Annotated in this window: 17 protein-coding genes and 1 pseudogene; 7 read left to right on the top strand and 11 right to left on the bottom strand. The window is 62.0% G+C overall.

What is annotated here, in order from left to right; translation table 11 throughout:
• Positions 1 to 13 precede the first annotated feature (13 nt).
• Positions 14 to 889, top strand: coding sequence for an AraC family transcriptional regulator (locus HBO19_RS21390; RefSeq protein ID WP_169954927.1), 876 nt, complete (start codon positions 14 to 16; stop codon positions 887 to 889).
• Between the two features lie 64 nt (positions 890 to 953).
• On the opposite strand, the gene dacB is transcribed toward HBO19_RS21390, so the two are convergent.
• The 8 genes from dacB to HBO19_RS21350 form a co-directional block, all read right to left on the bottom strand.
• Complete coding sequence (gene dacB / locus HBO19_RS21385) at positions 954 to 2,408, bottom strand: D-alanyl-D-alanine carboxypeptidase/D-alanyl-D-alanine-endopeptidase (RefSeq protein ID WP_170058267.1); 1,455 nt, start codon at positions 2,406 to 2,408, stop codon at positions 954 to 956.
• A 69-nt stretch (positions 2,409 to 2,477) separates the two neighbouring features.
• Positions 2,478 to 4,901 (bottom strand): TonB-dependent receptor, encoded by a 2,424-nt coding sequence (locus tag HBO19_RS21380; RefSeq protein ID WP_170058266.1) that lies wholly within the window; start codon positions 4,899 to 4,901, stop codon positions 2,478 to 2,480.
• 110 nt (positions 4,902 to 5,011) lie between these two features.
• Positions 5,012 to 5,161 (bottom strand): type B 50S ribosomal protein L36, encoded by a 150-nt coding sequence (gene ykgO / locus HBO19_RS21375; RefSeq protein WP_020297337.1) that lies wholly within the window; start codon positions 5,159 to 5,161, stop codon positions 5,012 to 5,014.
• Between the two features lie 539 nt (positions 5,162 to 5,700).
• Entirely contained in the window at positions 5,701 to 6,678 is a 978-nt protein-coding gene (locus tag HBO19_RS21370) for a FecR family protein (protein WP_170058265.1), read from the bottom strand.
• Positions 6,675 to 7,253 carry an RNA polymerase sigma factor gene (locus tag HBO19_RS21365; RefSeq protein WP_169954923.1) on the bottom strand — a complete coding sequence of 193 codons (579 nt, stop codon included), beginning with the start codon at positions 7,251 to 7,253 and terminating at the stop codon, positions 6,675 to 6,677. Before HBO19_RS21365 ends, HBO19_RS21370 begins: the two co-directional genes overlap by 4 nt.
• A gap of 6 nt (positions 7,254 to 7,259) precedes the next feature.
• A complete protein-coding gene (locus tag HBO19_RS21360) occupies positions 7,260 to 7,586 on the bottom strand; it encodes a DUF3325 domain-containing protein (protein ID WP_170043004.1) in 327 nt (108 codons plus the stop codon).
• The gene (locus HBO19_RS21355) at positions 7,586 to 9,160 is read right to left on the bottom strand and encodes a PepSY-associated TM helix domain-containing protein (RefSeq protein ID WP_170058264.1); all 1,575 of its coding nucleotides are present in this window, start codon (positions 9,158 to 9,160) and stop codon (positions 7,586 to 7,588) included. The genes HBO19_RS21360 and HBO19_RS21355 overlap by 1 nt, the downstream gene beginning before the upstream one ends.
• Positions 9,157 to 9,459 carry a DUF3649 domain-containing protein gene (locus HBO19_RS21350; protein ID WP_169954920.1) on the bottom strand — a complete coding sequence of 101 codons (303 nt, stop codon included), beginning with the start codon at positions 9,457 to 9,459 and terminating at the stop codon, positions 9,157 to 9,159. Before HBO19_RS21350 ends, HBO19_RS21355 begins: the two co-directional genes overlap by 4 nt.
• A gap of 326 nt (positions 9,460 to 9,785) precedes the next feature.
• Here HBO19_RS21350 and HBO19_RS21345 point away from each other — a divergent pair, with 326 nt between their 5' ends.
• The 3 genes from HBO19_RS21345 (at position 9,786) to fecA (ending at position 13,652) form a co-directional block, all read left to right on the top strand.
• Positions 9,786 to 10,274, top strand: coding sequence for a sigma-70 family RNA polymerase sigma factor (locus tag HBO19_RS21345; RefSeq protein WP_169954919.1), 489 nt, complete (start codon positions 9,786 to 9,788; stop codon positions 10,272 to 10,274).
• Positions 10,271 to 11,215: a FecR family protein gene (locus HBO19_RS21340; protein WP_170058263.1), complete on the top strand. Its 945-nt coding sequence runs from the start codon at positions 10,271 to 10,273 to the stop codon at positions 11,213 to 11,215. The genes HBO19_RS21345 and HBO19_RS21340 overlap by 4 nt, the downstream gene beginning before the upstream one ends.
• A 91-nt stretch (positions 11,216 to 11,306) precedes the next feature.
• On the top strand, positions 11,307 to 13,652 hold the full coding sequence (gene fecA, locus HBO19_RS21335; RefSeq protein WP_170058262.1) for a TonB-dependent Fe(3+) dicitrate receptor FecA: 2,346 nt from the start codon (positions 11,307 to 11,309) through the stop codon (positions 13,650 to 13,652).
• A gap of 195 nt (positions 13,653 to 13,847) precedes the next feature.
• Here the strand turns inward: fecA and HBO19_RS21330 are convergent, their stop codons facing one another.
• Complete coding sequence (locus tag HBO19_RS21330; protein ID WP_099167987.1) at positions 13,848 to 14,255, bottom strand: HPF/RaiA family ribosome-associated protein; 408 nt, start codon at positions 14,253 to 14,255, stop codon at positions 13,848 to 13,850.
• A gap of 212 nt (positions 14,256 to 14,467) precedes the next feature.
• Complete coding sequence (locus HBO19_RS21325; RefSeq protein ID WP_032857665.1) at positions 14,468 to 15,415, bottom strand: LysR substrate-binding domain-containing protein; 948 nt, start codon at positions 15,413 to 15,415, stop codon at positions 14,468 to 14,470.
• A gap of 137 nt (positions 15,416 to 15,552) precedes the next feature.
• Between HBO19_RS21325 and HBO19_RS21320 the strand changes: the two genes are divergently transcribed.
• The 3 genes from HBO19_RS21320 to HBO19_RS21310 all read left to right on the top strand — a co-directional run bounded on the left by HBO19_RS21320 (position 15,553) and on the right by HBO19_RS21310 (position 18,866).
• Positions 15,553 to 16,929, top strand: a complete 1,377-nt coding sequence (locus HBO19_RS21320; protein WP_169954916.1) for an L-serine ammonia-lyase — start codon at positions 15,553 to 15,555, stop codon at positions 16,927 to 16,929.
• A gap of 60 nt (positions 16,930 to 16,989) precedes the next feature.
• Complete coding sequence (locus HBO19_RS21315; protein ID WP_170058261.1) at positions 16,990 to 18,279, top strand: serine/threonine transporter; 1,290 nt, start codon at positions 16,990 to 16,992, stop codon at positions 18,277 to 18,279.
• Between the two features lie 269 nt (positions 18,280 to 18,548).
• Positions 18,549 to 18,866, top strand: a complete 318-nt coding sequence (locus HBO19_RS21310; protein ID WP_169954914.1) for a DUF3509 domain-containing protein — start codon at positions 18,549 to 18,551, stop codon at positions 18,864 to 18,866.
• Between the two features lies 1 nt (position 18,867).
• Here the strand turns inward: HBO19_RS21310 and HBO19_RS21305 are convergent.
• Positions 18,868 to 19,077: pseudogene (locus tag HBO19_RS21305) on the bottom strand (phosphate-starvation-inducible PsiE family protein); the annotation flags it as partial.
• Positions 19,078 to 19,433: the final 356 nt, after the last annotated feature.

The raw sequence follows: 19,433 nt of genomic DNA, 5'->3' as shown, positions 1-19,433 counted from the left end.
CGGAGAGAACCCCATGCCTGCACTGGAAAACCTACAAGTCTTCAAAGCCCTGAACAGTTCGCCCAACGCTCGCCTTGAGCTGTGCGCCGAGCTCGGTGACGGCTTGTCTGCGGCTTTGTGGAGCAACCACCACGACTCCCAGGACTACGAAGCGCCCAGCCATCACACCCTGTCCTGCTACGTGGGCGGCGGCACCGAGACATTTCGCCGTGGCCAGCCCGGCACCAAGGGCGGCCCCGATAAATTGTGCATCCTGCCCGCCGAACATCAGTCGGCCTGGGTGATCAACGGCGAGATCCGCCTGGCCCACGTGTACTTCAGCCCAGAGCAATTTGCCCTGGGTTGCATCACCCTGCTGGACCGCGAACCCCGGGCGCTGCAACTGCGCGAAAGCACGTTTTTGGAAGACCCGCAGCAAGCCCGGCGCTTTCACCAACTCATCGGGCTGAACTGGCAGGAACCCGCCGAACGCCTGCTGACCAGTAGCCTGGCCCATGAAATGCTCAGCCACACCCTGCTCAGCCAGGTTGGCCTGCGCGAAGGCTTGCGGCTCAAGGGCGGATTGGCGGCGCATCAACGCCGCCAGTTAGTGGACTACATCGAGCAGCAACTGGCCGAGCCGATCAGCCTGGGGCAACTGGCGGGGCTGTGCGCCTTGTCGGAATACCACTTTGCGCGGATGTTTCGCACAAGCTTTGGCCTGCCGCCCCACCAATATGTGCTGACCCGCCGCCTCGCGCAGGCCCAGGCCCTGTTGCGCAGCGGGTCAATGCCGCTGGGGGAGATTGCCCTGGCATGCGGGTTCTCCAGCGCCAGCCACTTTACCAACCGGTTTCGCCAGGCGATGGGAGCGACACCGGGGGAATATCGGCAGGCGTTCCGACCCTAGTTGCCTTGACACAAAACTAATGTGGGCATGGGATTTTGTGGGAGCGGGCTTGCTCACACATTGTTCAATCGCGGCTTTGCGCCAGGACCACGGCCACTCGATCTTCCAACGCCTTGATCCGACTCCCCTCCACCACATAGTTGTTGGTCAGCATCGAAAACACCAACCGCCGCCCCCCCGCATCGGTGATGTAGCCCGTCAACGAAGACACCCCACCCATCGACCCCGTCTTGGCCTGCAGGTTGTTTTGCGCCGCAGTCCCGCGCAGGCGGTAACGCAGGCTGCCGCCACCGAGGCGATCCGGGTTACCGGCGATGGGCAGCGCGTCGTACCAGGCGTTGAACCATGGCTGTTTGCCCATGGCCAGCAACAGGTCGGTGAAGTTCTGCGCCGACACCAGATTACGTCGCGACAAACCCGAGCCATCCACCTGGCTTAATGTTGCCGGGTCCAGGCCCTGGCGCTTGAGAAAGTCAGCCACCGCCGCAACCCCGGCCGCCGCCGTGCCGGCGTTGGCCTGTTGACGTCCCATGGCCTTGAGCAACGCTTCGGCCATGCTGTTGTTGGACAGTTTGAGCAAGGGCCGGATCAGCTCCTGCAACGGCGCCGACTGGTGCGTCGCCAACACCGTGGCGGTGGCCGGGCTGACACCACCGATCACGCGCCGACCCTGCACGCTGATCCCCTGCTGCGCCAAGGCCTGGGCGAACAGATTGGCCACCAGTTGCGTCGGCTCCCACACGCTGACCCATTGCCGGCTTTGCGTCCCCGGCGTCAGCGTGCCACTGAGGCGCAGCAGGTTGCTGCCATGCTGGCGATTGAGCCCATAGCTGTTGCCCGGACCGCTGAGCGCCAGGTTGCTCAGTTGCACATAATCAGTAGGCGGGCTGAGGGTGACGCCCAGCGGTTGGCCGACCGCCATGGGTGCCTTGGCCGTGACGATCAAGGTGCCCGCATCAAAATCAGCATTGGGCGACACGGTCAGTGCGGAAATCTGCGCGCCGTAATACTTGTCTTCGTCGTCGTGGGCCCAATCCACACCCAGGCGTTCGGCGTCGAACCAGCTGTCATCGAACACCAGGTCGCCGTCGATCTGCCGGATGCCCTGCGCGGCCAGGTTCGCCGCCAGGGCCTGATAATCCGCCCACTGGATCGTCGGGTCGCCCAGGCCTCGCAGGTACAGATTGCCCAGCAGGCGCGAGCCTTGTCGGCTGCCGGTGCTCAGCAACTGCGTAGAAAACCGATACTGCGGGCCCAGTACATCCATGGCCGCCGCCGTGGTCAGCAGTTTCAGGCTGGAGGCCGGCACCAGCCGCGTGCGGGGGTTGTGCTGGTACAGCGTGCTGCCGCTGCGGGCGTCACGCACCATCAACGAAACGCTGGCCCCGGCCAGGGCCGGATCGGCCAGCAATTGCTCCAGCGCCTGCTCGCCGGTTTTCGAAGGGCTGGCACAGCCACCCAACAACAGGCTTACGCCCACCAGCATGGCGCTGGTGTGTATCCATCGTCCCAACTGCATCAAACCGTCCCGGCAATCCTCAAAGAGCGCAACGCTAGCAGCTCAGGCCGCCAGCGTCATCGCCGACGGTCAGAACTCCAACGTGCTGGACAACGACACCTGGCGCGCATCGCCCATGGACACAAACAACCGGCTGACGGCCGAGGTGTAGTAGGTGCGGTCAAACAGGTTCTTCACGTTTAGCTGGAACTTGACCTTCTGCCCGTCGACCTTGGTGTCATAGGTGGCAAACGCATCGGCCACGGTGTAGCCCGGCAGGTCGAAGCTATTGAGTGCATCGCCGGCCCGCTCGCCGACGTAACGCGCACCGGCACCGACGCGCAGCTGGTCGCCGCCGACGATAGTGCCGAAGTCGTACACGGCTGAAACAGAACCGGAATTTTTCGCCACGTTTTGCAGGCCTTTGCCTTTGTAGGCCGGGTGCTCGGTGACTTCGGCATCGGTGTAGGCATAGCTGCCGATCAGGCTCCACTGGTCGGTCAACTGCCCGCTCAGGTCCATTTCCAGGCCACGGGAGCGCACCTTGCCGGCGACGCTGTAGATCGAGGTCGCGCCCTCGGTGATCGACACCAGCACGTTGCGTTTGTGGATATCAAACAAGGCCACGTTGGCGGTAATGCGCCCCGGCATATCGAACTTGGCCCCAAGCTCCCAGGACTTGGACTGTTCCGGGGCGATGCTGCCGTCGATCACCATCTTGTTGTCCAGCGGCGCAATGGTGGAGTTGGGTTTGAACGATTCGGTGTAGCTGCCGTAAAACGACAGCTCATCGGTGTAGCGGTACACCAGGCCGGCGCGGGGCACCCACTTCTGGCCGTTACTGTCGGTGTTGGCCGTGAACGGGCGGCCCTTGCCGGCGTACTGGTCGTACGTCTGGAAACGCGCACCGCCGACCAGGATCCACTGGTCAGTCAGGTGGATGGCGTCCTGGAAAAACACCGAGTCGCTGCGCAGCAGGTCCGTCTGGTTGCTGTCCGGCGCGCTGACGGTGGTGCCCGCCACTTCGCGGCCGTACACCGGGTCGTTGTAGTTGAACACGCTGCGGCTGGCCTGGCGGATCAGGTCGGCGCGGTAGATTTTGCGGTATTCGTCATCCAGGCCAAACACCAGGTCATGGCGCATGCCGGCCACGTCCACCTTGCCTTCGAGGCTGATGGTGGTGAAGCGGTCGGTGGTCAGCGCGCCCTGGGTGCCGTCCATATTGCGCGTCAGCACGCCGTTGGCGTTGACCTTGCTCACGCGCACCTGGCTGGCGTCGTAGGTTTCGCGGTTCCAGCTGTAGCCGAAGTGGGCCTTCCAGTCGTCGTTCAGGTCATGGTCGACCTCAAGGCGATACAGGTCGGAGCGGCCTTCCATATTGTTGAACGGCTCATCCAGGCGGCGCGTGGCGGGGATATCCAGGGGGTGATTGGTCGTGGGGTCGATGGCCGTGCCACGGTCGAACGGCGAGAGAAACTCGCGGTGCTCGTAGGCCAGCAACACCTTGGTGGCGTCGCCGTACCAGGCCAGGGATGGCGCGATCAGGCTTTCGCGGTAAGTGCCGAAATTGCGCCAGTAATCCTCATCTTCGTGGTCGAGAATCAAACGATAAGCCAGGCCACTGTCGCCAATCGGGCCGGTGGTGTCGAGGTTGCCGCCGCTGCCGTTCTTACCGCTGCCATAGGTCGAGCCGCGCACGGTCAGGGCGGTGGATGGGGTCAGCTCGGGTTTCTTGCTGACGATATTGATCACCCCGCCGGGGTCCTGGATGCCATACAGCAACGACGCCGGGCCCTTGAGCACTTCGACGCGCTCGGCGGTTTCGTTCAGCGCCCGGCCCTGCACCACAGGCATGCCGTCGCGCATGACCGAGCCATTGCGGTTGTCGCCAAAGCCCCGCAGCATCACCGCATCCTGGGTACTGCCCAAGGTGTTGGCCTGGGTGATGCCGCTGACGTTGGCCAAGGCATCGTCGAGGTTGCGCGGCACCTGGTCGCGCATCACTTGGGCCGGCACCATGTTCACGGTTTGCGGGGTTTCCAGCAGCAGGCCCTGGGAGCGCATGACCGAACTGGTGGGCGGTGGCTGGTAGCTGGTGGCTTGCTGCTGGTTGACGCCGCTGATGGTGGTGGCGCCAAGATTGACCGCGCCTTCGCTAGGCAGCGGCTCCAGGGCCAGGGTGCGGGCGTCGATCTGGCGGAAGGTCAAGCCGGAGTTACCCAACAGGCGCTGCATGGCCTGGGCGGCGCTCATCCGCCCACTGACGGCCGGGGCGTTGAGGTTGTAGGGAGCTTCGTCGGTGTAGACCACGCTGATGCCGGTCACCCGGCTGAAATCGCTCAGCGCCTGGGGCAACGGCTTGGCCGGCAGTGCAAAACTGAAGACTGCGCTCTGCTCCTGCGCCGCTTGCGCCAGGCTCAGGGGCTGTAATGCCAGGCCGGAAGCGGCCAGAAGGGAGGCTCCCAGCCACTGTTTAACCGAACTGCCTGCCGCCGACTTTGCCCTGGACTTCATACTTGAGAACCCGTGTAGAGAACGCTGTTAATGCGAATTGATCGCAGTTTCAAGCACTACACGAATGGCGCGGGGTTTTACCTCAGGTGAAATTGAAAATAATTTCACCCTCAGCCTTTGTTCTTGTTTTTCGCCCCGCCCTGCCGGGCCTTGAAGCGTGGGTTGGATTTGCAGATCACATAGATCCGCCCCCGGCGCTTGACGATCTGACAGTCGCGATGGCGGTTCTTGGCTTCTTTGAGTGAGGACAGGACTTTCATGGGGTGGCTCCTTGATAGGGATGTAATAACATATCATAAATGCAAATAAGAATAGTTATCAACCTTTGTTCGGACCATCCCCTAAACCAGCTCCCACAGGAACGCAGCTTCGCGCTCTGGCTCTGCTGTTGCTGTTGCTGTTGCTGTGCTTTTGATCTGGCTTTTGATCTCAGGCGCCCCGTTAAACCACGCTGGCCGCAGGCAGGTATTGCGCAGTGGGCACCCCGGCATGGATGCCGGGGTAGCCGCGACACGGCCATGGATGGCCGATCGCGGCGGGCCCACGGAGCAATACCTGACTGCGGGCATGCCGAGCCTAGGCGAGGCACCGAGTGGTGGGGCGAGGACCTTTTGGTTACTTTTGGGTCCCAAAAGTGACCCGCCGTAAGGGCGGAACCCTAAGTGGCCGTGACCGCAGGAATGGATATGAACACAGGCGAGTTGTGTCGATGCTCATGCTGCGATGGCCCCTGAAGGGTTGCGCTGCTCTTCCAGACGCCATCGCGGGCAAGCCCGCTCCCACAGGGGGTGGCTGGTTTTCAGCGGACGACGATCAACCGACCCAACACACTGTGCTGCTCAAAACCCAGCACCGCTTGCAATGCGTTGAGCACCGCCTCCGGGTCCTTGCTCGGGAAGCTGCCGCTGACCCGGCGGGCGCCGAGTTCGTCATCAAGCAGCAGGATGCGACCAGGGTAGTAACGGCCAAGGTCCTTGAGCACATCGGCCAGCGGGGTCTTGTAGTAGTTGAGCCAGCCGTCGCGCCAGCCCAGGCGCGATTCACTGTCCACCGCATGCCGCTCATCAGCCACACCCTCGGCGTAGGCCACTTGCTGGCCGGCCGTCAGAATTTGCTGAGTACCCTGGGCCGAGGGTGTAACCCCGACCCGCCCCGACAACACCGTCACCTGGGCGCCCGCCGGTTGCAGGCGCACTTCGAACTGCGTGCCTAACACCCGCACTTCGCCACTGCCTGCGTGCACTACAAAGGCTTGCCCGGTGTGGGTCACGCTGAAAAAACCGGCGCCACGGCGCAGTTGAATGTGCCGCTCGCCGTGGCTGAAATCCACGGCAATCGCGCTGTCGGCATCCAGGGTGACTTGGCTTTGATCGGCCAGGGTCACGGTTTTGACCTCACCCGGCGCACTGACGTAATCGGCGCCCAGGTCATCGACCCAGCGCTGTGGCTGCCAACCGGCGCCCATCGACACCATCAGCACCAGGCAGGCCGCCATCGCCAGTGCCGCCGACCAGCGGCGCATACGGGAGCGTTTTGCGCCGTCCATGGCCTTGAGGTAACGCTGCAGGGCCAACGCGTCTTCGGCGGCCAGGGTGCGCGCCGGCACTTCGCTCAATTCCCACAGCACCTGGGCCTGGGCATACGCCTCGACGTGGGCCGGGTCGGCGCGCAACCAGTGGCTGAAGGTGGCCTGGTCACCACTGCTGGGCGCATCGTGCAACAGGCTGAGCCAGGCCAGGGCGGCCTGTTCCTGGGCGGGCGTCGGGGTGACGTTCACGGTGCTTTCCCTGGCGAGCGTGGCGGATGGGCTTGCCGAAGGCTGGCTTTGCAGGCTTCGAGGGCACGCATCATATGTTTTTCCACGGCACTTTGGGACAGGCCCATGGCCTTGGCGATTTCTGCGTATTTGCGCCCGTGGATGCGGTTGAGCAAAAAGATCTGCCGCGTACGCTCCGGCAAACTGCGCAGCGCCGCTTCCACATGGCGCAGATCGTTGCCCGCTTCCAGCGCAGCCTGGGGCTCGGAGCCATGATGATCCTGCTGCTGCGGCAACCAGCCTTCAGTGCCGCGCACCCGCGCGTTTTCGCTGCGCAGGTGGTCGATGGCAATATTGCCGGCGCAGCGCAGCAGGTAGGTGCTGAGTTCTTCGACCTGCACCAGGGGTCGGCGCCAGAAGCGCAGGAACAAATCCTGCACCAGGTCCGCCGCCGTCGCACGACAGCCTACGCGGCGGCTGACCAACGCCTCCATCTGTGAGCGCTGGGACAAAAACACCTGTAGGAAATGTGCGCGCCCGCCCGACGATTCAGCGTGAGGGTGATCCTGGGGCTCGGGCGGCGTGGTGATCATCAACGGTGCTCAGAGGGTCGCGAAGGCCGCAACGGGGCTGGCCAGCAGGCCAACGCCCGCGAGGATCAAGGCCAGCCTTGGCCGATACGGCAACAGCAACACCAGCAACAGCCCACTGAGCATCAGCACCGCACACCAGTCCACCAGGCCCCGGCTCCAGCCGGCCAGGTGCACCGCCGGCCAGATCGACAGCCCCAACAGCAGCCAGCCACCCACGCGCAACCCCAGGCGCCGCCGTGGCGAAGGTTTGCTGTGCAGCAACTCGCCATGGTGACGGTCCAGGGACAGGCACAGCGCAACAAAGCCTGCGTAGCACAGCAACAAGGCCAGCAACATCAGTGCACCTCGCCTTTGAGGGTCAGTGGGCGGGCCCGCTCGGCACGGGGCTGGCCGGCGCTGCGGTGCTGCATCTTCCAGGCGGCCCAGGCCAGGAACAGGCCGCTGCCCAGGCAGGTCAGGTCAAAGCCGGCCATGGCCCAATCACCCTTGGCCAGCGACACGCCCAGGTGCTGGGAAGTGGTCAGCGCATTGAGCAGCGGCACCGCCATAAACAGCACCGCGCCCAGGCCCAGTTGCTCGACCCAGGCGCGGCGGCCACGGCGCAGCATGGCGTGCAGCAAGGTCAGGCCCCAGGCGATAAAGAAGCTTTGCACCTCCCAGTCCGAACGCTCGGCGAAGGTCGCCGGCAGCAGGCGGTTGGCCCAGAAAAACACAGCAATGGCGATGACCAGCCCGGACATGCTGGCAAGGTTCAACACCTCCACCAGGCGCAACTCAAACGGCATCACCCCGGTTTTGGCATGCTTGAGCTGACGCTTGCCCAGCCAGATCACCAGGCCGGTGCCAATCATCGCCGTGCCCGCCAGGCCGCAGATAAAGTACAACCACCGCAGCACCGGGCCGGCGAAGTGGCCCATGTGCAGGCCATAGAAGCTGCCGCTAATTGCCATCGGCAGCGACTGCTCGGCACTGACCCGCAGCAATTCGCCGGTGCTGCCATTAAAGGACACGGTGCTGCCGAAATCATGCACCACCCGGTCAGAGCCGGCGCGGGAGACGTTGACCGAGGCATTCACATCGCCAGGGTTGTTCACCGCCAGCCGCCCCACATGACCACCGCCCCACTGCGCCCGGGCCTGCTCCACCAGCGGCGCCAAAGGCAGCAGCTTGCCCGGCTGGCCGAGGGCCGGGGCGTTGTCGGTGGCCGGGAACAACTCATTGAAAAACCCACGGGTGTCGCCGTCATAAGACGCGAGGATGCTGGCAGGCATGACCATGGTCATGAAAATCACCAGGCTGCTGTAGGTGATCATCAGGTGGAACGGCAACACCAGCACGCCCACCGCGTTGTGCCCATCGAGCCAGGAGCGCTGGCCCTTGCGCGGGCGGAAGGTGAAGAAGTCCTTGAAGATTTTCTTGTGGGTGATGATCCCGGTGATCAGCGCGACGAACATCACCATCGCCGCGATGGTCGACAACCAGCGGCCCCACGGATGAGGCATCTGCAACTGGAAGTGGAACCGGTAGAAGAACTCGCCGCCCATGGTTTCCCGGGCCTGGAGTTGTTCGCCGGAGACCGGGTCGAGCATTTTCTCGATGAAATTGCCGCGCCGGCCAGGGTCGATCTTGTCTTGCCACATCACCGATAAACCAGGGTCGCGGCTGTTGGGCAAGCCGATAAACCAACGGGCCGCCGTGGGTGCGTGCTGCTCCAGGTAGCTTTGCGCCACGGCCACGCTGCGCGCATCGTCCACCGCATGGGCTGGCACTTCGGGCTGCATCCAGTGGGTGATTTCACCCTTGAAGTAAGACAGGGTGCCGGTGAGGAAAATCGCGAACAGCAACCAGCCGAAAATCAACCCGGCCCAGGTGTGCAACCAGGCCATGGCCTGACGGAAACCCTCTTTCATGGGCGTGCCATCCAATAGGCCAGGCCAGCCAGGGTGGCCAGTATCGCGCAGGGCACCAGCACGCCGAACCAGGCGCGGGCCGCACTGCGGCAGGCAAAGCACCAGATCACCGCCAGCAGGTAGAACACAAAGGAACTGAGCATGCCGCTGACCACCGCATCGGCGCGGGAGATTGGCAGCCAGAAGGTCAGGCACACGCTGGCCAGGGACGCCAGCACATAGCCGCCGACAACAGCCGCCAGCAGCCGCGACGTCACACCGAGCCGGTAGGAAAGAGGAAGTGATGCTTTGCTTTTCATGCCAGTGGCGCCTGGTTCGTCAGGGGCGAGAGTCTAATGATAAATATTCTCATAAGCAAAAGAGAACGGATGAAGCGGGCACCAAAAACAGAGGTGGGGCTTGTGTGGGAACTGGCTTGCCTGCGATGCAGCCACCTCGGTGTGTCTGGCAGAACAAGATGATGCTATCGCAGGCAAGCCAGCTCCCACACAAGCCAGCCCAGAGGGTTCTGTGGCGATAAAAGCGGCTATCGGTCTTATGCTGATTGCCGAATGCCACCCGCCCACCCTACAATGCGAACAATTCTCGTTATCTAAAGCATGCTGATGCTGCCGGAGTGTTCGCGTTGCGGCCGTCCAATACCGTCGAAGTCCTGTATCACGACCATCACCACTGGCTGACCGGCTGGTTGCGACGCAAGCTCGGCTGCCCGCACAGCGCCGCCGACCTGGCCCAGGACACGTTTATCCGGGTGTTGACCGCCCGCGAAACCCCGACGCTGATCGAGCCCCGCGCCTTCCTCACCACCATCGCCAAGCGCGTGTTGTTCAACCATTACCGCCGCCAGGACCTGGAGCGCGCCTACCTCGACGCCTTGGCGCAAATGCCGGAACTTGCGGCACCATCGGAAGAAGAGCGGGCGATCATCCTGCAAACCCTGATGGAACTCGACCAGTTGCTCGACGGTTTGCCCGTGCCGGTCAAGCGCGCCTTCCTGCTGGCCCAGCTCGACGGCCTGACCTACGGGCAAATCGCTGCCGAACTTGGGATCTCCATCGCCACCGTCAAACGACATTTGAATAAAGCCGCCATGCGCTGCTATTTCGCCCTATGAACCGCGCCGCGAATTTCTCGACCCAGGTCGCCGAACAGGCGGTGCAGTGGCTGATGCAAATGCAGCAAGGCCCGCTCAACCCGCGCCAGCAGGCAAACTGGCAGCGCTGGTTGGATGCCCACAGCGAGCACCAACGGGCGTGGGAGCATATACAGCGGGTCAACCAGCGCTTGCGCGCAATGCCCTCGCCCCTGGCCCACGCGGCACTGAACGCACCGCAATCGAACAGTCGGCGCCAGGCGCTGAAGCTGTTGCTGATCCTCGGCGCCGGTTCGGCAGCGACCTGGGGCTTGCGCCAGCAGCACTTGATCGCGCCATTGACCGCCGACTACCGCAGCCCCTTCGGCCAGCGGCGCAAGGTCCAACTGGCCGACGGCAGCCACCTGCAACTCAACACCGCCAGTGCGGTGGATGTGCAATTCGATGGCCCACAGCGCCTGATCCGCCTGCTCGAAGGCGAGATACTGCTGCGCGCCAGCACCCCGTTGCAGATCATCACCGGCCAGGGCATCGTCACCGCCCGGGCAGCGCAGGTGAATGTGCGCCAGTTCAACGATCACACCCAGGTCGCCGTGCTGGATGGCCAGGTCGAGATTGCACCCAGGTCCTACAGCGGCTTACCGCTGACCCTGGAAAAATCCCACCAGGCCAACCTCACCCGCAAAGGCTGGGATACGCCGCGCCTCACTGATGCCAACACCGGGGCCTGGGCCGACGGCATGCTGGTGGCGTCGCACATGCGCCTGGCAGATTTCCTCGAGGAACTGAGCCGTTATCGCCGGGGCCAATTGCAGTGTGATCCGCAGGTGGCCAACCTGCTGATCTCCGGCAGCTACCCGCTGGACGACAGCGAACGCATCCTCGACCTGCTGCAAATCAGCCTGCCGGTGAAAGTGCGGCGTTTTACCCGCTATTGGGTCAGCGTCGAAGCCCGCGCCTGAATTATTTTCAGGCACCTGTGAGCCGTTTTCCGTACCTCGCGTGACAGAGAGGGAAAGCCACCCTGTTTCCCACCTCTGAGGAACGTTCTTCATGCCCCAGCAACCGACTCGCCTGACGCCACTTGCCCGTACGCTGCGCCACTTGCTGCTGGGCGCCAGCCTCAGTTTCAGCGCCCTGCCCTACGCCATGGCGGCCGAGGCCAAGCCTTATCACATCGCCCCGACGTCCCTGGAAGCGGCGCTGAATCAGTTTGGCCGCGAGGCCGGCGTGCTGATTTCGTTTGGCTCCGAAGTGACTGCCGGCGCGCAAAGCCAGGGCCTGCAGGGCAACTACACCACCTTGCAAGGTTTGAACGCATTGCTCAAAGGCACCGGCCTGCAAGCCCGCGCCGAAGGTAACAATGCCTACAGCCTGCAACCACTGAACGCGCCGGCCACCCTGGAGCTGGGCACCTCCAATGTGGTGGGCGACTGGCTGGGCGACGCGGCGCAAACCAACGTCTTCGAACACCCCGGCGCCCGTGATGTGATTCGCCGCGAAGAATTCGAGCGCCAGGGGGCGACCCAGGCCCGTGACGTGCTCAATCGTATTCCCGGGGTCAACGCGCCGGAAAACAACGGCACCGGCAGCCACGACATGGCGCTGAACTTCGGTATTCGCGGGCTCAACCCACGCCTGGCGTCGCGCTCGACGGTATTGATGGACGGCATTCCGGTGCCTTTCGCGCCGTATGGCCAGCCGCAGTTGTCGTTCGCGCCGGTCAGCATGGGCAACATGGATGCAGTGGACGTGGTACGCGGCGGTGGCGCAGTGCGTTACGGGCCGCAGAACGTCGGCGGCGTGGTCAACTTCGTGACCCGGGCAATTCCCGATGCACCTACGGTCAAGGGCGGCCTGCAGACCGAGACCAGCCCGTCTTCCAGCCACGATGGCTTCAAGACCACCGGCAACCTGCTGGCCGGCGGCACCGCCGACAATGGCCTGGGCGGCGCGCTGCTGTATTCCGGCACCCACGGCGGCGATTGGCGCGAACACAGCGACACACAAATCGACGACCTGATCCTCAAGGGCAATTACCAACTGGACGAAGCCAACAGCTTCAATGCCATGGCCCAGTACTACGAAGGTCAGGCCGATATGCCCGGTGGCTTGAGCACTGCGGCCTACAAGGCCGACCCGTATCAGTCCACCCGCCCCTACGACAAATTCTGGGGCCGCCGTACGATGTTTAACGTGGGCTATCGCTACCAGGAAGATCGCCGGGAATTCACCGTCAACAGCTTCTTTACCAAGACCCTGCGCAGCGGCTATCTGGATCAGGGCAGCTTCCTTTCGCTGTCACCGCGCGAGTATTGGGTACGCGGCCTGGAAACCCGCCTGGCCCAAGGCTTCGACCTCGGCCCGACCAGCCACGAGGTTGGCGTGGGTTACCGCTACATCAACGAGGCCGGGCACGAATTGCGCTACCGCACGCCGATCAGCGCCAACCAGCAACTGCCCAATACCGACAGCCGCAACGACCGCGACACCCGCGGCGGCACCGAAGCCAACGCATTCTTTATCGACGACCGCATCGATATCGGCAAGTGGACCGTGACCCCTGGCATCCGTTACGAGATGATCAAGTCCCAGCAAACCAACAACCTGACCGACGTCAAATACAAGGGCAACTACAACACCGCCCTGCCGGCGTTGAACGTGCTGTATCACCTGACCGACGACTGGAACCTGTACGCCAACACCGAAGGCTCCTTCGGCAGCGTACAGTACAGCCAGATGCCCAACCGTGTGAGCAGCGGCGCGGTCAAGCCGGAAAAGGCCCGCACCTGGGAAGTCGGCACCCGCTACGACAATGGCGCGCTGCGCGCAGAAATCGGCGCGTTCCTGATCAACTTCGACAACCAGTATGAAAGCAACCAGACCAACGACTCGGTGATCGCCCGGGGCGAAACCCGGCACCAGGGCATCGAATCCAGCCTCAACTACGCCCTCGACGGCTTGAGCCCCGCGCTGGCCGGCTTTGATGTGTACGCAAGCTACGCCTATGTCGATGCAACCATCCGCGAAGACGGCCCGAACAAAGGCAACCGCGTGCCCTTCTCGTCCAAGCACAAAGGCACCCTGGGCGTTGGCTACACCGAGGGCCAATGGAAGTTGAACCTGGACAGCACCTACCAGAGCAGCCAGTTCGCCGACAACGCCAACACCCAGGCCGAAAGCGTGGATGGCAGCAATGGGCGCATCCCCGGCTACATGCTGTTCAGCAGCCGCGCGGCGTACGACTTCGGCCCGCAGTTGTCGGATTTGAATGTGGCGGTGGGGGTGAAGAACATCTTCAACACCCAGTACTTCACCCGTTCGTTTGACGATAACAACAAGGGCAAATACGTGGGTGAGCCGCGCACGGTGTATGTGCAGACCTCGGTCGCGTTCTGACGAATAGCCTGAATACACTCTTGGCTTATGTGGGAGCTGGCTTGCCTGCAATGGCGGTGGGTCAGCTGCAACTTCAGTAAATGGCAGATCGCCATCGCAGGCAAGCCAGCTCCCACATTTGATATATATTCGCCACAAAAAAACGGGCCTGCATCTGCAGGCCCGTTTTGTATGGGGTTGAAAAACATTCAGCAATCAGCTGTTAAGCGCAGCCTGTTCGTTTTCCAGGAATTCCTCTTCAAGCCCGGCTTCATCGACTTGGTTGTTGGGCGTGCGTTTCTCTGCACGCGGCTTGCCTTGCAATCTGCCGAACAGATGCTCCAGCGCGTTATCCAGCTTGGTGGCCGCCCCGTCGATGGCTTGTTCCAGGGTGTCGGCTTTATGGATGACCGAAATCGGTTGATGACCCTTTGGCCGCGCTTCCAGGCGGCAACTTAAATCGTGTGGGCCCGGCTTGTCGCCGTTCTCATCCTTCAAAAAGACTTCGATGCGGGTCAAGTCTTCTTCATAACGTTCGAGCGTGCTCTCAATGGTAGTACGTACCCACTCCTCCAGTCGGATGCTGCTTTCAATATGGTTATCGCTGTTGACTAGGATTTGCATAGTGTTTCCCTTATTTCAGCTAGCTCGCCAGAGGTCACAACTGCAACACCGATGCGGTGAAACCATGACCTCTTGATTACACAATTGAGCACCTGAGGGAACAATTCAACCCCTATTCAAAGATAAATCCTACATTACAAATTAAGTCTGACAATCGCCCAAAGCGCTGTTATGGTCGGGAGTTGGGTACACCCGCCCACCCGGGCAAATCCTCACAATTGCCCCTCTCCCAAGGGGTGCAATCCGCGAAAAATCCCCGCCTCTTCCACCAGCCAGTCATGCACCGCACGCACGCCGGGATGGTTCAGCGCGCCTGGCGCATACAACAGCACGTAGCGCTTGTGATTCGGCACCGCGAGCCCGAACGGCACGATCAGGGTGCCGCGCTCCAATTCGTCATTGAGCAGGGTGCGCCGGGCAATCGCCACACCCATGCCGGCAATGGCGGCCTCGATGGTCAGGTGGTTGCGGTTGAAGGTATGCCCGCGCCGCACGTCGGCGTCGTGATAGCCGATAGCATTCAGGTAAAACTCCCACTCGGCGTACTCATAACTCCCACGCCAGGCTGTGATGTCGTGCAACAGCGGGAAGTGGGCCAGGTCGGCCGGGCCGTGCAACGGCGGCCGTCCGCGCAGCAGGCTCGGCGCGCACACCGGGAATATCTGCTCATCGAGCAAGGCTGTGGATAACAAACCCGGATAGCTGCCGTCGTTAAGGTCGATGGCCAGGTCGAAGTCGCCTTCGTGCAGGGCAATGCTGCTGTCTTCGGCCACCAGGCGCAGTTGGATATCCGGGAAACGCTGCTGCAAACGCGGCAGGCGCGGTGTCAGCCATTTACCGAGAAATGACGGAATCGAGCGCAGGCGCAAGGTGCCGCTGATCATCCCCGCATCCAGGCGCTGCAACTCGGCATCGATGCTGCCGTAGGCCTCACTCACCGTAATCGCCAACCGCTGCCCCTCGGCACTCAGCTCCACGCCACGCGCCCGGCGATGAAACAGGCGAAAGCCCAGGCGTTCTTCCAATTGGCGAATCTGCTGGCTGACCGCCCCCGGCGTGATGTGCAGTTCTTCGGCGCAGCGCGTGAAGGATAAATGCCGTGCGGCGCAGGCAAATACGTGCAACCAGACATAGGTCTGGGCATGAAGCGGGCGAGCCATAGAGTTTAGTCCTGCTAAAGGGTGTCTTAGGATAATTCGTTGGTCAGTGCCGATCTAGAGGCTCAGTATCGCGCCACTTCCGCTTGTCCTACAAAACATGGCAGCGATTCCTACTCCATTGCTTGTAAGGCTTTAGCATGGCTATCAGCGTTTTTGATCTATTCAAGGTGGGCATTGGCCCGTCGAGCTCCCATACCGTCGGCCCCATGCGGGCAGCGGCAACCTTCGCCCAGGCCCTCACCGACCAACAATTGCTGGAGCAAACCCAGCGCGTGGAAGTGCGCCTGTACGGTTCACTGTCGGCTACCGGCGTGGGCCATGCCACCGACCGTGCCTGCGTAATGGGGTTGATGGGAGAATGGCCTGATCGAGTGGACCCTACCTCCATCGGGCCGCGCATCCAGCAGTTGCGCGAATCTGGCCGCTTGTTGCTTGCCGGCACCCAAGAAATCTCCTTCAACTGGCAGCACGATCTCCTGCTGCTGGAGGAAAGCCTGCCCTACCACCCCAACGCCATGTCCCTGCATGCCTACGGCAAAAACGGCCTGTTGACCGAACAGACCTACTACTCGGTGGGCGGTGGTTTCATTATCGAGGCAGCGGAAGCCGAGTCGGGTATTGCTCCCACCAGCGATGTAGAACTGCCCTACGACTTTTCCAGCGCCGTCGAACTGCTGGCCCTGTGCAACAAGCATGGCCTGCGTGTTTCTGAATTGATGATGGCCAACGAACGCGCGTGGCGCAGCGACGAAGAAATCCGTAGCGGCCTGCTGCATATCTGGTCGGTGATGCGCGAGTGCGTCGAGCAAGGCCTGCGCGATGAAGGCATCTTGCCCGGCGGTTTGGATGTGCCGCGCCGCGCCGCCAAGCTGCACCGCAGCCTGCTGGAAATCGGCAAACCGAATGTGATCACCTCGACCTTGTCGGCCATGGAATGGGTCAACCTGTTCGCCCTTGCGGTCAACGAAGAAAACGCCGCCGGTGGGCGCATGGTCACCGCACCGACCAACGGCGCGGCCGGGATCATCCCTGCAGTGCTGCACTACTACATGAAGTTCAATGCCGACGCGTCCGACGACGATGTAGTCAACTTCTTCCTGGCCGCAGCCGCCGTCGGCATCCTGTGTAAGAAAAACGCCTCGATCTCCGGTGCCGAAGTCGGCTGCCAAGGTGAAGTCGGCTCGGCCTGTGCCATGGCCGCCGCTGGCCTGGCAGATATCCTTGGCGCCACCCCCGAGCAACTGGAAAACGCTGCCGAAATCGGCCTGGAGCACAACCTTGGCCTGACCTGCGACCCCGTGGGCGGCCTAGTCCAGGTGCCCTGTATCGAGCGCAACGCCATCGCCGCCGTCAAAGCCATCAACGCCACGCAAATGGCCCTGCGCGGCGATGGCAAGCACTTCATTTCCCTCGACCGGGTGATCCGCACCATGCGCGATACCGGCGCCGATATGCATGACAAATACAAAGAAACTTCACGGGGCGGCCTGGCGGTCAGCTGGGTGGAGTGCTGAGGAGCACGCCTACCCGCCCCATACGTGAGCCCGCGCAAAAATAATAACGAGGCAATAACGATGACCGATGTACGTACACCTGCTGCCGAAAATCCCGCTGCTGTCACGCAAACTGTAACGAGCGGCTGGAGCAAACACGACACCACCTGGATGCTGGGCCTCTACGGTACCGCCATCGGTGCTGGCACTCTGTTTCTGCCGATCAACGCCGGGGTCGGCGGCTTCTGGCCGCTGATCGTGCTGGCGCTGCTGGCCTTCCCCATGACTTTCTTCGCCCACCGTGGGCTGACGCGCTTTGTGCTGTCGGGCAAATCCGGCGACATCACTGACGTGGTGGAAGAACATTTCGGCGTTGGTGCCGGCAAGCTGATCACCCTGCTGTACTTCTTCGCCATCTTCCCGATCCTGCTGGTGTACAGCGTCGCGCTGACCAACACCCTCGGCAGCTTCATGGAACACCAACTGCAAATGACCCCACCGCCACGGGCGATCCTGTCCCTGGTGCTGATCCTCGGTCTGATGGCCATTGTGCGGTGCGGCCAGGGCGTGATCGTCAAGGCCATGAGCGTGCTGGTCTACCCGTTCGTCGCCGCCTTGCTGCTGCTGGCGCTGAGCCTGATCCCCAACTGGAACGGCGCGTTCTTCGCCTCGGCCAGCGAGGGCATGCCCCTGCCGGTGTTCTTCAAGACCCTATGGCTGGCGATCCCGGTGATGGTGTTTTCGTTTAACCACTCGCCGATCATCTCGGCCTTCGCCGTGGACCAGAAACGCGTGTACGGCGCCCAAGCCGAACGCAAGAGCAGCGGCATCCTGGCCATGGCCCACGGCATGATGGTGCTGACGGTGATGTTCTTTTGCTTCAGTTGCGTACTGGCACTGTCGCCCGCCGACCTCGCCGCCGCCAAGGCGCAGAACATTTCGATCCTGTCCTACCTGGCCAACCACTTCCAAACCCCGGTTATTGCCTACGCCGCGCCATTGATCGCGCTGGTGGCCATCACCAAATCCTTCCTCGGCCACTACATCGGCGCCAGCGAAGGCTTCCAGGGCCTGATCGTCAAATCCCTGCGTGGCCGCAACCGCACCCTGTCGGCGCGCTGGCTGGAACGCTGCACCGCGGTGTTCATGATCCTCAGCTGCTGGGCCGTGGCCACGTTCAACCCAAGCATCCTGGGCATGATCGAAACCCTCGGCGGGCCGATCATTGCGTGTTTGCTGTTCCTGATGCCGATGTACGCAATCCGGCGCGTGCCATCTTTGCGCCAGTATTCGGGCCAGGTGTCGAATGTGTTTGTGGTGTTGGTGGGGCTGATTGCGCTGTCTGCGGTCATTTTCTCGCTGGTGCCCTGAAACAGCCCACTGCACAGATCAACCTGTGGGAGTGGGCTTGCCCGCGATAGCGCTGCATCAGTCACGCAATGGTTGGCTGATCCACCGCTATCGCGGGCGAGCCCGCTCCCACAGGGACAACTCGTTGTCAGAAAGATAGCTGTACGGCACGGCCCTTGCTGTACACCCCATGAAGGAAAACGGAGCTTGCGACCGGTGGTCAGGCAACACGAACCAATCGCCATACCGGTCGTCAATCAGTGCATGTTCTTATCAGGCGGTAACGCACCATGGACAATCCTTTTCAGCTGATCACCGACACGTTCACCCCCCAATACCGGGTCAACCTGAGCATCCAGCGCCTGGACGGCAGCATCATGCTGACCCTGTCCGACGACAGCGGCGTAGTTGCCAAACGCATGATCAGCGCCGAACAGCGCAACGACCCACAACGGCTCAAACGCCTGGTGCAAAGCGTGCAATTTGGCATTGCCATTGAACAGGGGCACAGCGCCATGGAGATTTTGGCAGTGATGACCGACGGCGACAGTCACAAGCTGTTGCAGCGCCCGCCGAGCACCCGGCCGCCGATCACAGCCGGGCTCTGACTCAGGAGTCGGACTTTTCCTTGACTGATGGGTAACGCGACGAGGCAAAACGCACCACTAGGATGGCGAACGCCAACAACAGAATCCCGCCACACAGGTAAATAATCCCCAGGTCCGGGGCATTGTGGTGGGACACGTCGCCGATCAGCAGGCGGGTCAGTGCGGTGATCGCCACATAGAGCAGGAAGCGGATGGGCATGTGGTTGGTCTTGACGATTGAGCCAAAGGTTTATCAAAAAAAGTCAATTTTTTAGCTCGTGTTGATACTCGAAACCACGAAAGGCCCGACGGGTCACTAACTCGAAAATGGACAGGTTGCCCCCTCCCCCCGAATTCGTGATCGATTTTAGAAATTGCTGGTTTGAACGCTGTAAAAAATAAATGGAGCCCAAAGAAATTTGCCTGAATGCCGCCTCTTGACTAGCGATCGCGGCTTAAACGGGAACTGAGTCATGAGGCCCAGCTCAATTCGTATCCTCAGCCTTATATTCGATCAGACAGACGGGCTGTAGGTGCCTACCTTTGCATTGGCAGATGCGCAGCCAGCAGTTACAGTGATAGCTCTGT

This window comes from Pseudomonas sp. WS 5021 (assembly GCF_012985535.1).
Taxonomy (GTDB): domain Bacteria; phylum Pseudomonadota; class Gammaproteobacteria; order Pseudomonadales; family Pseudomonadaceae; genus Aquipseudomonas.
The sequence above is the reverse complement of the archived record's forward strand: the minus strand, read 5'-3'. Positions and strand labels throughout refer to the sequence as shown.